The organism is Arthrobacter sp. WCS2018Hpa-7, assembly GCF_031843805.1.
In the GTDB taxonomy this organism is placed as follows: Bacteria; Actinomycetota; Actinomycetes; order Actinomycetales; family Micrococcaceae; genus Arthrobacter.
Map to the genome: position 1 here is coordinate 134350 of NZ_JAVTJB010000002.1, position 13667 is coordinate 148016.

Here is a 13667-nt window from a genome sequence, read left to right on the forward strand (position 1 = left end):
GCTACCGGGGACGGGCCTGCAACCCAAGGTTTCCCGGCAGGAGCCGAGAATTCCCGACGGCGGGAAATCGCCAGCCGGCCCCACGCCGCGAATTTAGCTATCGCAAAAGCCCGGGTGATGGGACGATTTCCTTATGGGCGAACAAGAGAATGACCAGCCCGCTGCGCGCTCAGACGCAGCGATTGAGGACAGGGGCGACCCCACCACCCAGCAGTTGAGGACCGTTGGCCAGCGGCGGCGTGAGGCCGAACGCAAGTTGGATATCCACCTGGAGGAAGCCAGCCACAAAGGTGAACCGCCGGCTAACGCAGGCGAGGGTCATTCCGAAGGGTAGAGCCGCTGGAATGCCCCGGATGTTTCGGGTGCCCCAGCGGGGTGTCGCTCTTGTGCGCCTCTCCCTGATGCAGTTGCAATGCGCTGTGAATGAGGGGGAAATGGCTGAAGGCCTGGGGAGTGTTGCCTAGCTGCCGTTGGGCGCGGGGGTCCCATTCTTCGCTCAGCAGACCCACGTCATTGCGCAGGGTGAGAAGCCGCTCAAAGAGTTCGGTTGCCTCGGTGGAGCGGCCGATGCCCAGCAGCGCATCCACCAGCCAGAACGAACAGGCAAGGAAAACTCCTTCGTCCCCGGGCAAGCCGTCGTGCCCGGACTGGGTTCTGTAGCGGAGGACCAAGCCGTCATCCGTGAGTCCCTTTTGGATGGCCTCAACCGTCCCCGCCACGCGTGGATGCCTGTGCGGGAGGAAGCCGACGCGGGGAATGAGGAGCAAGCTCGCGTCCAGCTCCTTGCTTCCGTAAGACTGGACGAAGGTGTTGAGTTCCTCGTCGAACCCCTTGGTCATGACATCATTGTGGATTTCGCTGCGGAGTGCTGCCCAGCGGTCGTGTGGGCCCGGTAGCCCGGAGGTCCGGACACCTTTGACCATGCGGTCCGCGGCCACCCATGCCATGACCTTGGAATGGGTGAAATGCTGCCTGGGTCCGCGCATTTCCCAGAGACCGTTGTCCGGCTGGTCCCATGCTCCTTCGAGGTACTCCATCAGGGCCACCTGGATGTCCCAGGAATTGTCTACGGTGCCGTCGTCGAAGGCCGCCCGGGTCAAGGAAAGGCCGTCCAGGACCTCGCCCCACACGTCCAGTTGCAGCTGCGGGGCTGCGGCATTGCCGGTGCGGACGGGCAGGGACCCTTCGTAACCGGAAAGCCAAGGGATATCTGCCTCGGGGAGTCTCCGCGCGCCGTCGAGCCCGTACACAATCTGAAGCTCCGACGGGTCGCCGGCGATGGCGCGCAGCAGCCAGTCCCGCCACGCGGACGCCTCCTCCGTGTACCCTGCGGCGAGGAGTGATTGCAGGGTCAGGGTAGCGTCGCGCAACCAGCAGTAACGGTAGTCCCAGTTCCTGGGGCCGCCGATTTGTTCGGGCAGGGACGTGGTTGCCGCCGCCACGATGCCGCCGGTGGGAGCATAAGTCAGTGCCTTGAGGGTAATGAGGGACCGCTCCACAGGCTCTCTGTACTTCCCGGCCATTTCGCTGCGGCCGATCCACTCCAGCCAGAACGACTCGGTGACGGTGAGGGCGCGGAAGGGGTCGATCCGTCGGGGTTCCCGCTCATGGCTCGGCGCCCAGCGCAGCACAAACGGGACCTTGTCGCCTGCGCGGACCGTGAATTCGCTGTACGTGCGCTTGTCCCGCCCCTCGAGCGGGGCGTGGGTGGTGAGGTAGGCCGAGTCGGGACCCGCTACCGCGCTGATGCCGTGTTTGCTGTGCCGGACCCACGGAACCACGCGGCCGTAGTCGAAGCGCAGGACAAGCTCCATCTGCATGGTCACCTCGCCGGAGATGCCCTCCACAATCCGCACCAGGTCCACGGCGTCGTCCCGGACCGGCATGAAGTCGATCACCCGGACAGCGCCTCCGTCCACTTCCCATTCGGTCTCCAGGATGAGGGTGTCCTCGCGGTAGCGGCGTCGGGTGCAGTTGCCGCCGTCGGGCGTGCCGGCGGGCGCTAAAAGCCAGCGGCCGGCGTCGGGGGTGTGCAGCAGTGACGCGAAGCAGGCGGGGGAGTCGAACCGTGGCAGGCACATCCAGTCAATGGACCCGCTCCGCCCTACCAAGGCAGCGGTGTTCAGGTCCCCGATGATCGCGTAGTCCTCAATCCTGGCCATGGATCAGATCCTAGTCCGCGTCTCCCGCCAGACGGCTCAGGCCGTCCAGAATGAGGTCCAGGCCGAACTGGAATTCGTCGCCAAAGTCGTAGCCTGGTTTAAGGACATGCTCGACGGCGATCTCCACCATGCGGGGATACTCGCCGGTGGAGAAGCGCTCCACGATGGGGCTGGTGATCTCGGCCGCGGTGCCCCGTCCTTCGAACGGGAGGGCCGCTTCCTGCACGGCAAAGCCGTAGATGTAGCTGTCCAACAGGGCGTAGGCGTGGGCAGTGAGCTGCACGGAGAATCCCGCAGTTCTCAGCGTTGCGAGCGTAGCTTCGTGATGGCGGAGGGTTGCCTGGCCCGGCGCGGACCGGCTCTCCAGCAACCCGACTGCCCAGGGGTGGCGCCTGAGTGCCGAGCGTACCCGGTGGGCCCTCAATTCCATCTCCTCGCGCCAGTCCCCTTCGGGTGCCGGCAGCTCGATTTCGCTGAACACCATGTCCACGATGCCGTCCAGGATCTCGTCCTTGTTGGCCACGTAGTAGTAGAGGGACATGGGTTTGGTTCCCATGCTGTGGGCGAGGGTGCGGATGGTCAGGGCGTCGATCCCGGACTCGTCGGCGAGCGTGACGGCGCATTCAAGGACCCGCTCCCGGCTCAGCGGGGGTCGCTGCGATGCTGCGGTGGGCACGGAAACTCCTCGACTCGTTGCTCGGCTCTAGCGGTTTAGTACAGTGTACGGTAATCTCATTAGTACAGCGTACGAAACCCGCCGAAAGTCCTGCTGCATCACGCAGCCCCCACCGCGCAAGTAGTGAAAGGTCCGGCCATGACCACTGGTCAGCAAGCCAAGGAATCCCGTCGCCACAAGGATCGGGCGTTGCCGGGTCCCACCATGCGGGCCATCGTGCAAGAGGGCTACGGTTCTGCCGCCGACGTCCTCCATGAGGCCCAAGTCCCGCGTCCTGTCATCGCGGAGAATGAAGTGCTGGTGAAGGTCCAAGCGGCCGGGCTGGATCGCGGGACGTGGCACATAGCCACCGGCCTGCCCTATGCACTGCGGCCGGTCTATGGATTTAAGGGGCCAAGGAAGCCCGTCCCCGGGCTGGACCTCGCGGGAACCGTTGAAGCGGTGGGGGCGAAGGTGACCCGCTTCGCGGTGGGGGACCACGTGTTCGGCTCGGGCAGGGGAACGTTTGCCGAGTATGCCGCTGCCCGCGATAACCAGTTGGCCCACAAGCCGGCGAACATCACCTTCGAGCAGGCCGCCGTGGTGCCGGTGTCCGCGTGCACGGCCCTGATTTCCCTGCGTGCGGGTGGTATCGATCCCAGCCAGGATCAGCCGGCGCAAGGGCTCAAGGTCCTGGTCACCGGAGCTTCGGGCGGCGTGGGCAGTTACGTGGTGCAATTCGCCAAAGCCGCAGGTGCTGAGGTCACCGGAGTGGCCAGCGCTGCGAAGGTGGAAATGGTGAGGGCCCTCGGTGCCGACCACGTGATCGACTACACCACCCAGGATTTCCTCGATGGCACTGAGCAGTACGACGTCATCATCGACATCGCGGGCAACCCCTCGGTTTCACGGTTACGCCGGTCACTGACCCCGACCGGGACTGCCGTGATAACCGGTGGTGAGGAGGGCGGCACGTGGACAGGGAGCATGGACAGGCAACTCCGTGCCGTAGCCGTTTCGCCCTTCATCCGGCAGCGCCTCACCATGATCGTGGGAACCCAAAACGCTCCGGACCTTGAGTACCTCGCCGGACTCCTCGAGACAGGAACCATCACTCCCGTCATCGACCGGACGTATCCGCTGGCCCAGGTCCCGGACGCCATGCGCTATTTCGACGCCGGCAAGGTCCGCGGCAAGGTCGCCATCACCCTCTAGCCCCGGATGAGCGCAAGGCAAAAGCAGGGAACGCACGACGGCGGGAGGTCGCCGTCGTGCGTCAGGCCTCTTTGCCGGGGCCGTTGGCGGATAAGGGCTCAGGCGTGGGTCCCATGGTGGTGGGCTCGGCCAGGGGAGGCGGTTTCCTGTCGCCCCCGCGCTGGGAGGCGGCGCCGGCAACCACAACCAGGGCGATCCCGATGAACTGGACGATCGTCGGTTGCTGGTGCAGCACCAGCAGTCCCAGGAGAACGGCGAATGCGGGCTCCAGCGACATCAGCGTGCCGAAAGCCGTGGACGTCATCCGGCGCAGGGCTTTCAACTCCAACACGAACGGCAGGACCGGCATCAGGATGGCTACGCCCAGGGCGCCTGCCAGGATGCCCCAGTTGAGGTGCCCGACAGCCTGGGGAATACCGACGACGGCGGCCGTCACGGCGGCGATGGGAACCGTCAGCGAGAGCGCCCCGATGCCGGTGAAACGGTCGCCGATCAGTTGCGTCAGCAGGATATAGGCACCCCACCCGGCGGCGGCGATGGCCGCGAACATGATTCCCAGGAGGTCGACGCGGCCATGCCAGGGTTCGGTCAACAGAACGACCCCCAGCAGCGCCAGGACCGGCCATGCCAAGGCGCGACGGTTGTGGCTGCGGATCGCCGCCACCGTCAGTGGGCCAAGGAATTCGATGGCGACCGTGGTGCCCAGCGGGATGCGCTCCACGGCGGCGAGGAACATGATGGTCATGAGCCCGGTAGCGATGCCGAGCCCCAGCAGCGGCAGGATATCCGGCCGACGAACCGATCGCAGGGGTGGGCGGGCGATGGCAAGGAAGATGATGGCACCCAGGCTGAGCCGCAACCACGCTGTTCCAGCCGCACCTACCTCCGCTATGAGCCCCACCGACAGGGCGGAACTGAGCTGCACCGAAAGCATGGCTGCAACAGCAAGGCCCCACGGCGGAATGGGGCCACCTTTGCGGGTGCTCACTGGTCGATTCCCAGGCCGCTGGCATCCGTGTCCTGCCGGTGCCCTGATCCCACGCCAGGCTCAAAAACAGCAAGGATGAATCTGGCCGGTGCTGCGCCAAGGTTGGCGTAGGAGTGGGCAATATCGCCCGGGAAAGTCATGGCATCGCCACCTTCGAGGGTAACTGACTGCTCCCCTGCATTGACCGTCACCGTGCCTGCTTGAACCTGCAGGAGTTCCTTGGTGCCCGCAGTGTGGGCCTCGCTGGCGTGGCTGTCTCCGGGGCCCAATGTCCAGTCCCAGAGTTCCACTACGTCAGGGGATTCGGTCCCGGCCATCAGGATTCCCTGGCCGCCCTGTTCGCTGCTCCACAGTGTTGCGCCTTCGCCGCTGCGGGTGATCTTGACGGGCTTGGGGCGCGGGGACTCCACCAGGGCAGGGAGCCCGACTCCCAGGGCGTCGCTGATCCGCAACAGAGTTCCGATGCTGGGGTTCGCTGCCCCTTGCTCCACGTTGACGATCATCCGGCGGCTCACGCCTGCAGCCTCCGCCAGTTGGTCGAGGGTCCATCCGCGGGCAAGGCGTTCCTGCTTGACCCGGGAACCGATGGCCAGGGAGAGAGTGGTGGTGCTGTGATCCATAAGTGCATCATACTGCACTTTTAGTGCACTTCTTCTGCTTGTGGGGCGGGAGGAGGCCAATGCCGCCCACAGTGACCCGAGGCGGGGCGAGCTGGGGACTGGCCGCCATCCCACGCTCGTGCTACCACTGACCCTAGGAACAAAACCCAAAGGAGAAACCGTGGCCGAAGACCTTCCTGTCCTTGTTATTGGTGCCACGGGATTCCTTGGTGGCCAAGTGGTGGATGAACTTCTCAAGCGCGGCAAGAAAGTCCGAGCCTTGGTGAGGCCCAAGTCCAACCCCGCCAAGGTCGAGGCCAAAGGAGTTGAGATCGTCCGCGGAGACATGTTGGACGCAGCCTCCTTGATCGCCGCCATGACGGGCGTTTCAGCGGTTGTCTCAACAGCGGCCGGCTATACGCGCAATGACAAGAACGCCCAGGCGATCGATACTTTTGGGAACAGCAACCTGGCCATCGCCGCCAAGTATGCCGGCGTGCCCCGCTTCGTGTTGATCAGCATTGTCACCAGTGACCAAACACCGCAGATCCCGCATTTTTGGAACAAGAAGCTGGCTGAGGACAAGTTCCGGGAGCTCGGCGTTCCCTTTGTGGCCATCCGCCCGGGTGCTTTCTTTGACCAGGCGGTGGGGATGGGCGGCGACCCCTTCGCGAAAGGCCGTTTTGTGTGGCTCGGCTCCAAAGACGCCAGGCTCACGTTCGTCCTGGCCAGCGACGTCGCGCGGTACCTCGCGGAAGCCGTCGACGCGGACATTGTCGACGGGGAGCACATCGATGTTGGCTGGAGCCGCCCCGTCAGCATCCAGGACGCTGCGGACATCGCCGGACAGCGGGCCGGCAGGCAGATCAAGGTGATGTCCATTCCCGCCGGCGCCATCGCCGGGCTCGGCAAGGTGACCTCGAAAGTCCTTCCGTTGGTAGGCGACATGGCCAGCATGGTGGCGTGGTTCGAGACTGGAAAGTATGTTGCAGATACCACTCGCCAGGAGCAGGTGTTCGGGCCCGCGCCGACTCCCGAGGACGCCATCGCCCGGGTGGCCGCACGCTACGGTCACTGACGCACGGCCCGCCGGAGGGCTTCGCGTGGCTGGTGGGAGCGCTAGTTCATAAGTATGCTGACTGTATAGATTCGGCCGACGATCCCTGACCACGCGCCGAACGGACACGAGGAGCACGTTATGAGAATTGGTTCTTCCATTGCCCTGATTGCCATTGGCGCTATTTTGGCCTTCGCGCTCGCACCCGGACTCATCCCCTTCCTGGACCAGGTCCTGGTGGGTTACATCCTCATGGTGGTCGGTGTCATCGGCCTCATCATCTCCATCGCCATGTCCAACAGGACCCGCCGGACGGTCGTAGAGCGCCGCACTGCCCCTGAAACAGTTGTCGAGCGGCGGCCAGAGGTGTAGCAGCCGCTGCCAACGGAAGAAGCGCACGACGGCGAGTGGTCGCCGTCGTGCGCTTTCTTTCGTTAAGGGCTGCTTGCGTCAGGGAGTCGCGGCCTAGACGGACGCAACCCCGCTCTGTTGCCCTGCTTTGCTGGTGTCGCTCCACGCCGGTGACTCGAAATGCGCACCGCCGAACATCGGGAAAGACAACAGGCCTTCCTGGTCCCGGAGTTGGGCCCAGGGGCGGTTGATGCCGTGGGTTCCATACCGGCGGAGCTGGGTGACGCGGTCCAGGTCCAGCACGGCGAACAGAATCTCTTCGCCGCCTTGGGCGTGCTGCATGATGGTGCCCTCCGGGTCCACGATGACGCTCTCGCCCACGCCGGCCGGGGATGCTCCGTTGACGTTCACCACGAAGACCTGGTTGGCGAAGGCGTTGGCCTGGGACATGACGATTTCCATGGCCCGGTCCCGTGTAGTGGTGAGGGTTGGCTGGATGATGACCTCGGCACCCAACCAGGCCAACTGCCGTGCAACTTCGGGGAAGCTGCCGTCGAAGCAGATCGCGAGGCCGATGCGTCCGCAGCCCGGGATGTCGAACGTGACAAAAGAGTCGCCTGGCGTGGTGGTCTCGAACGGGCGCCAGGGGAACAGCTTCCGGTAGCGAGCCACGATCTCGCCCTGCGGGGACACCGCTATGGCGGTGTTATAGGTGTTTCCGTTCTCCGTTTCCAGCAGTGAGCCGGGCACGAGCCACACGTTAAGCCTGCGGGCCAAGGCGGAAATGCGGTCCGTGAGAGGGCTGGGGATGGGCGCGGCGGAACGGGTCTCGCCCTCTGGATCCGGGAGCAGGAACTCGCCTGGCGCGGAAAGCAGCAGTTCCGGAACCACGATGACGTCCACGTCGGGGCCGAGCTTCTTGGCGGACTCGGCCTGTGCTTCGAATCGGGCCCACGTGGCCTCGAGGTTGTGCGGGACGGGGTTGGTCTGGATTGCTGCGATGGACAGGATGCGCATTTATGCCTCGGTTTCGGTGCTGGGAGTTTCGGTGCTTGGAGATTCGGTGCTGAGAATTGATGGAAGTTGGTGGCGGGTAGTGACGTTTCCGCGGGGGATGGATTCGCCCGAAAAGAAGCGGTGCAGCCTGGTCCGCAGAATCGCCGTCACCATCAAGCCCAAGGACAGTGCGCCGATCCCGATCCAGAACACCGAGCCGATGCCAAGCCAGGAAAGGCCCGCGTACTCAGGGGACAGCATGTCCACGGCGCTGTACGCGAACGCTCCGATCATCAGGAGTGCTCCGAGGCCGGGGAGGATGCCCTTCAGGATCAGGGCGGATGCGGAGGTGCGCATCAGCGGGGCGAAGTACACCACCGAGGCCAAAGCTGTGGCCGCGTAGTATGCGGCGATCATCAGGCCCACCGAGAGGATGGCCAGGCCGATGAAATCGGCGCTGATTGCCGTCAATCCCAAGGTAATGGCCATGGTGATGGCCGCCCACCACGCGATGGAGGTGGTGGGAGTTCCCCGCTTGGCGTGCATCGTTGTGGTCGCCTTGGGGAGCGCACCATAGCTGCCCATGCTCAGCCATGTCCGTGGCGTGCTGACGGCTACTGTCATGAGGGCTGCCAACGCGGACAGCCCCACTGCGAGGACGATGACCTGGCCAAACACGTCTCCTGTAGCCTGCGGACCGAGGACCGAGAGGACATCGGAGACGGTTTCGGGATCAGTGATGCTCGCAGTTCCTGCAAATCCGACGGCGGCGGTGGCTGTCACGACGTAAGAGAACAGCAGGATGAGGGTAGTGATGACAACCGCCTTGCCCGGTGTTCCCTTGCGGTCGGTGGTCTCTTCGTTCACGGCGATCAACGCATCCCAGCCCCAGTAAATGAACAGGCACAGGATGACGCCGGATACGAGCCCGGATATGTCGCCGGATGCAAACGGGTTGAACCACTCCAGGCTCGGCTGCCCGGCTCCTTCCGGGGCATTGCCTGTCGCCATCGCGGTGAAGGCCGCGACGCAGAATCCGCCGAGTGCCACCAACTGGAGGCCAATCAGCGCGTACTGGACCCAGGCGGAGAGTTCGATTCCCCTCGCGGCGATCCATGCGCTCAGGGCGATCAGCCCGCAGGCAATGGCAGCTACGGCAAGGGGTTCTGCGGCGATTGATGCCAAACCAAAGAAGGTGAGCAGGTAGGTGGTGGCGACTTGAGCCACGGCGGCGCCGGCTATGAAGGTGGCCATCTGCGGCACCCAGCCGCCAAGGAACCAGCCGGCGGCCGGCCCGAAGACGCGGGTGATCCAGACGAAGACGCCGCCGCAATCGGGCATCTCCCGGTTGAGGTCCCTGAAGGCGAGGGCTGTGAAAAGGATAGGCACGAATCCCAGCAGGAAGGCGGCCGGGGTGCTCTCTCCTACGGCGAGAACCACGAAGCCCAGCGTCACGGCCAAGCTGTAGGCGGGGGCGACGGCGGCCAGGCCCAGGGCGACGGTGGGACCGATGCCGATGGACCCGGCTTTGAGGCCTTTGGAGCTTGGATCCTTGGGGATTGGTTCTTGGATGGCTATGGGTGGGGCTGGGGGGAATGACACGGAAGACTCCTCGTTGAATCAGTTGGTCGTATCTGGGATCAGTAATTTGAATCACATTCAAATTTGAATGCCATTCAATACCCGTCTAGAGTCAATGTCAACAGGAATCTTCACGAGCTCACGGGGAGCACTAGTGGCCAAGGTAGACAAGAAGGAAATCCGGCGCCAGGAAATCGTGGCTGCTGCCCAGGCTGTAGCTGCGCGCGACGGGGCCGAGGGGGCCACCCTGCGCGCCATCGCCGCCGAAGCCGGCATGGCCGCGAACGCTGTGCTTTACTACTTCGGCAGCCATGCCGAGATCGTCGCTGCTGCTGTGCGGGCTTCCTCCGGCAGGTTTCTTGAGAAACTCGCCGAGTCCGTTGACCCGGACATGAGCCCGACGGCGCGGCTCGCCGCCATCATGAGCGCGGGAACAACTGCCGGGCTGGACGACGACGTCTCCCGGATCCTTTACGAATACTGGCCCCATATGCTCCGTGACCCCGAGCAGCGGCGCATCCAGGACGAGCTCACCAGCGCCCAGGAACGGATCTACCGCGACATCATCGACGCCGGAACCCGCTCCGGCGAGTTCTCTCCCGTTCTGGACCCGGCCAAGATCGCCCGGACCCTGGTTGCACAGGAAGATGGGCTTGTGATGGATGTGCTGGCCGGGAGTGCCAGCAGCGAGTACGTGCTGGATCTGATGGGGAGCCTCGCCGCCGCTCTTCTCGGCCTGGAAACCGGGAGCCTGATGGAGCGCATGGGCGCACGGTCAGCACCTGCCACGTAACGGCCAGCGCTGCTTTCGGCGTTAGGCTGCTGCCATGGAGAAGTCATTCGATATTGAGTTGGTCAATCAGAACGAGTACTTGGTGCGCTGGGCCTCGGAGGGCCAAAGCGGGGAGTCCTTGGTCCACACCAACCCGGAGTTCCTTGCCGCGGTTGGCCTGGATGGCTTCGACGAGCAGCTCGTTGTTGAAGAGACCACCACCTATCTGGCCGAGCACCAGCCGGTGATTGACTTCCCCCAAACAGTGGACCTCGAAGAGATCGCCGCCGCCTACCCGGAGTACACGGAGCAGATGAAGGTGCGGCTCGACGCCAAGCGGGGCCTATGACAAGTGTCCTGAAGCCTCTATCCTCATGACATGGGCGTTTGGGGAGCGTATTCCTTGCCGGGCTCCCGCTTTTCGGGGCGGGACCGGGCCTTCCTGCGGGAAGACGCAGCGAAATCGTCGGGACGGCCGGGTGGCCCATGAACCCAGAAGACAATCTCAGGCACCCGGACAATTACGCAGCCTTCATCGAGAGGATGGACGACGCCGCAGCCCGGCTCAACACCCGGCTCCGTTCCGTCATTAAGGCACTCGCTGCGGTCTCGTTGCTCGTGGAGAAGTACCAGGCGGCATCCCTGAAATGGGAGCAACGCCGAACCAGGGTGGCGCTGGAACTCGACCGCTGGACGGGCGGGCCGGAGACCTATGCCGCTCTGGGCGAACTCCACGATACCGCTGTGAAAATGGTGGCACTCCACCACTCACAGACAGCGCGCATCACCGCGAAGTTGCACCTGCTGCAAGACCATCGCGATGCCATCCAAAAGTCATTGGGTGAGCTGGAGGCCGGCAGGGCCCGGCTGGTGGCGTCCCGTGCAGTGTCGCAAGATCGACACAACCTGAAGAGCGCCCTCTATGAACTTGCCGGTGCAAACGGCGCCGGAGCAGCAACCCCGGACCATGGTTTGCTCAGCGATTTGAGGCAAGCCCGCGAGGCGGTCGTCATGGCCGAGGCGCTCATGGAAGTGAAGGGATCCCGACCATGAAAGATTCATCGCAACCACGATCTCCCAAGGACGCTGTCACAGTGGTTCATTGGGAAAGGAAGCCGGGTGACGAGCCAGTCATCAAATTCATGATCTTCAGCGTGCTGGGGGTGCTCTTGGGGCTGGTTCTCATGGTTTTCATGCCGGCGTTCAGAAGCATCGGAGCCCTCGCCCTGTTCACAGTGGTCTTCGCGGGTCTTCTCACCATTCCTGTTATCGCAGCTCAGCGGACCTTCATGCGGGGAGTCGCCAAGAGGGTCAATGACACCATCGATGAGGTGACGGGCAGCTCCCGCCACGGGCTTTCACCGAAGCAACTCAACAGGCTCATCAAGAGCGGCGAATCGTGGCCGCTCATGGTCAGCGGCGTGCCAGGGCTGCGGCTGCAGGTTCAGCGCGTCCTTGCACGTGATGAAGGGGCTCCGGAGAAGTGGCGCGCAGTGATCACGGCAGTCCCTCCCCGGAATGGAATGTCCAGCTTCGACCGCTTGCTGGAAGCCGCGGTGAGCTCCAGAGCGGGAACCGCACGTAGCCGGTGAAATCAGGCGTCGACGTCGGCGGTGACGCGCTCGCCGTTGAAGTACTCCAGCTGCCAGCCATCGGTGACGTGGTGGTGGGCCAGGTTGAGCACCGCGTTCTGCACGCTGTCCAAGGTGCGTCCAATGGCCCGGCTGAGCGTCAACCGGATCAAAGTGCCGTGCGCGACCACCAGGACGCGCTTGCCGGCGAATTCTTGGGCAAGCTCTTCCAACGCTGCAATGCCGCGGTCGGCGGCAGCTTCGTCGCTTTCGCCGCCGCGGAATCCGCCCGGGATGCGCAGGGCCTCCAACTCCGGGCCGGCCTGCAAGCCTTCAGCGGGTCCAAAGCTGCGCTCCGTGAGCTCAGGAACCAGCCGGGCAACCTTTAGGCCAAGTCCTTCGGCGATGATCTCCGCAGTTTCGGCGGCGCGGCCCAACGGCGAGGACACCACTGCGTCCCATGGCTGGTCCGACAGGAACGCAACGGCTTCGCGCGCCTGGCCGCGGCCGACGTCGTTAAGCGGAATATCGGTGGACCCTTGCAACCGGCGCTCCGCATTCCAGTCGGTCTGGCCATGGCGGACGAGGGCGAAAGTTGTGAGGGTCATGCCTTCCATTGTGCCCTGCGGGCCTGCCGGACCGCAGTTCCGTACGTCACGTAAGGAAGCGCCCGACGGCGGGAGGTCGCCGTCGGGCGTTCAGCGTTGCCGCAGTTCGTCCAGCAGGTGCTGAACGGCGGCGGGCAGTTCGACGATGGCGAAGTGACCAGAGTTTGGCACCGTCACCGTCCGGATGTGGGGTCCGAGGGAAGCCAGCTGATCAAGATCGGACGGGGGAGTGAACGCGTCGCTGTCTCCGCGGATTGCCAGGACAGGACACCTGATGCCGTGCCACTGGGCAACGTCGTACTGCGCCACGGCCCTCGTTGCTGCGCAGAACGCCCGTGGGCGGGCGTCGCGCCCCAACCCGCGGATGACGTCCGCCGGAATGGCCGCAGGGTCCGCGAAGAGGGGTGACAGTAACAGCCGCATCATCGGCGTGTTCCCCACCCAGCGGATCAGGGTGGTGCCCAGCTGTCCCAGCACTGCCGTGGAGCGCATCAGGAGGAGCATTCCCATGAACCACGGCAGCGTCGCGAGCCCCCGCCACGGATGCCGGACAGCGTGGGCAACGCCGAAAGCCGTGGGCGATATCGCCGCAACGCTGCGTGTCCGTTCGGGCCACGCCGCAGCCAGATGCAGGGCAATGACGCCACCCATGGAATGGCCCACCAGGTTCCAGGCGCGGTAACCGAGGCTGTCCAAAACCTCGACGACGGCGCCCGCCATGGCCTCGACGGTGGCGGACTCCAGCCGCGCCTTTTCGGTGGAGTCACCCCAGCCGGGCAGGTCGACCAGGACGCGGTCGCGTTCGGGTGCATCAGATAACGGTGCATCAGATAACCGTGTATCAGAAAACGGTGCGTCAGATAACAAGGGCTGGAAGGTTGTCCACGATCCCGCGGCGCCGTGGAGGTAGACGTCGGCGGTTTTGCCGTGGGCTTCCGCGCCTTTTTGGAGCTGGACAGCCTTGAGAAGACGCACGCTGCAGGGGCCCAGATCCGTGCCAACCACTATGCGACGCAGCGAGGTGCTGCCCACTGTGCACGATTCCTGCTGAACTGCCATGGTGACCCGCTGCTCCTACCTCAATGACACTGACACTGACACTGATTCGGAGC

16 protein-coding genes are annotated in these 13667 nt (G+C 64.3%); 8 read left to right on the forward strand and 8 right to left on the reverse strand.

Annotated elements, in window-relative coordinates; translation table 11 throughout:
- Positions 1-133 precede the first annotated feature (133 nt).
- Positions 134-334, forward strand: coding sequence for a hypothetical protein (locus RQH14_RS03170; RefSeq protein ID WP_311211890.1), 201 nt, complete (start codon positions 134-136; stop codon positions 332-334).
- On the opposite strand, the gene RQH14_RS03175 is transcribed toward RQH14_RS03170, so the two are convergent.
- Entirely contained in the window at positions 303-2162 is a 1860-nt protein-coding gene (locus RQH14_RS03175; RefSeq protein ID WP_311211891.1) for a glycoside hydrolase family 15 protein, read from the reverse strand. The genes RQH14_RS03170 and RQH14_RS03175 overlap by 32 nt on opposite strands.
- 10 nt (positions 2163-2172) lie before the next feature.
- On the reverse strand, positions 2173-2838 hold the full coding sequence (locus tag RQH14_RS03180; RefSeq protein WP_311211892.1) for a TetR/AcrR family transcriptional regulator C-terminal domain-containing protein: 666 nt from the start codon (positions 2836-2838) through the stop codon (positions 2173-2175).
- A 138-nt stretch (positions 2839-2976) separates the two neighbouring features.
- Here RQH14_RS03180 and RQH14_RS03185 point away from each other — a divergent pair, with 138 nt between their 5' ends.
- Positions 2977-4032, forward strand: a complete 1056-nt coding sequence (locus RQH14_RS03185; RefSeq protein WP_311211893.1) for an NAD(P)-dependent alcohol dehydrogenase — start codon at positions 2977-2979, stop codon at positions 4030-4032.
- 61 nt (positions 4033-4093) lie between these two features.
- Here the strand turns inward: RQH14_RS03185 and RQH14_RS03190 are convergent, their stop codons facing one another.
- On the reverse strand, positions 4094-4966 hold the full coding sequence (locus tag RQH14_RS03190; RefSeq protein ID WP_396136285.1) for an EamA family transporter: 873 nt from the start codon (positions 4964-4966) through the stop codon (positions 4094-4096).
- Between the two features lie 50 nt (positions 4967-5016).
- Positions 5017-5640: an XRE family transcriptional regulator gene (locus RQH14_RS03195; RefSeq protein WP_311211895.1), complete on the reverse strand. Its 624-nt coding sequence runs from the start codon at positions 5638-5640 to the stop codon at positions 5017-5019.
- 160 nt (positions 5641-5800) lie between these two features.
- On the opposite strand from RQH14_RS03195, the gene RQH14_RS03200 reads away from it, so the two are divergent.
- Complete coding sequence (locus RQH14_RS03200; RefSeq protein WP_311211896.1) at positions 5801-6697, forward strand: SDR family oxidoreductase; 897 nt, start codon at positions 5801-5803, stop codon at positions 6695-6697.
- A gap of 120 nt (positions 6698-6817) precedes the next feature.
- The gene (locus tag RQH14_RS03205; RefSeq protein WP_310207608.1) at positions 6818-7048 is read left to right on the forward strand and encodes a DUF6458 family protein; all 231 of its coding nucleotides are present in this window, start codon (positions 6818-6820) and stop codon (positions 7046-7048) included.
- Between the two features lie 93 nt (positions 7049-7141).
- Here RQH14_RS03205 and RQH14_RS03210 read toward each other — a convergent pair whose 3' ends face one another.
- Both RQH14_RS03210 and RQH14_RS03215 read right to left on the reverse strand, forming a co-directional pair.
- Entirely contained in the window at positions 7142-8044 is a 903-nt protein-coding gene (locus RQH14_RS03210) for a carbon-nitrogen hydrolase family protein (RefSeq protein ID WP_311211897.1), read from the reverse strand.
- On the reverse strand, positions 8045-9625 hold the full coding sequence (locus RQH14_RS03215) for an APC family permease (protein WP_311211898.1): 1581 nt from the start codon (positions 9623-9625) through the stop codon (positions 8045-8047).
- A 133-nt stretch (positions 9626-9758) separates the two neighbouring features.
- Here RQH14_RS03215 and RQH14_RS03220 point away from each other — a divergent pair, with 133 nt between their 5' ends.
- The 4 genes from RQH14_RS03220 (at position 9759) to RQH14_RS03235 (ending at position 11968) form a co-directional block, all read left to right on the forward strand.
- Positions 9759-10397 carry a TetR family transcriptional regulator gene (locus RQH14_RS03220; RefSeq protein ID WP_311211899.1) on the forward strand — a complete coding sequence of 213 codons (639 nt, stop codon included), beginning with the start codon at positions 9759-9761 and terminating at the stop codon, positions 10395-10397.
- A 34-nt stretch (positions 10398-10431) separates the two neighbouring features.
- Positions 10432-10725, forward strand: coding sequence for a hypothetical protein (locus RQH14_RS03225; RefSeq protein WP_311211900.1), 294 nt, complete (start codon positions 10432-10434; stop codon positions 10723-10725).
- Between the two features lie 137 nt (positions 10726-10862).
- Positions 10863-11429 (forward strand): hypothetical protein, encoded by a 567-nt coding sequence (locus tag RQH14_RS03230; protein WP_311211901.1) that lies wholly within the window; start codon positions 10863-10865, stop codon positions 11427-11429.
- Positions 11426-11968, forward strand: coding sequence for a hypothetical protein (locus RQH14_RS03235; RefSeq protein ID WP_311211902.1), 543 nt, complete (start codon positions 11426-11428; stop codon positions 11966-11968). The genes RQH14_RS03230 and RQH14_RS03235 overlap by 4 nt, the downstream gene beginning before the upstream one ends.
- Before the next feature lie 2 nt (positions 11969-11970).
- On the opposite strand, the gene RQH14_RS03240 is transcribed toward RQH14_RS03235, so the two are convergent.
- Both RQH14_RS03240 and RQH14_RS03245 read right to left on the reverse strand, forming a co-directional pair.
- Complete coding sequence (locus RQH14_RS03240) at positions 11971-12564, reverse strand: histidine phosphatase family protein (protein ID WP_311211903.1); 594 nt, start codon at positions 12562-12564, stop codon at positions 11971-11973.
- Positions 12565-12645: 81 nt separating this feature from the next.
- On the reverse strand, positions 12646-13614 hold the full coding sequence (locus RQH14_RS03245; protein WP_311211904.1) for an alpha/beta hydrolase: 969 nt from the start codon (positions 13612-13614) through the stop codon (positions 12646-12648).
- Between the last annotated feature and the right edge of the window lie 53 nt (positions 13615-13667).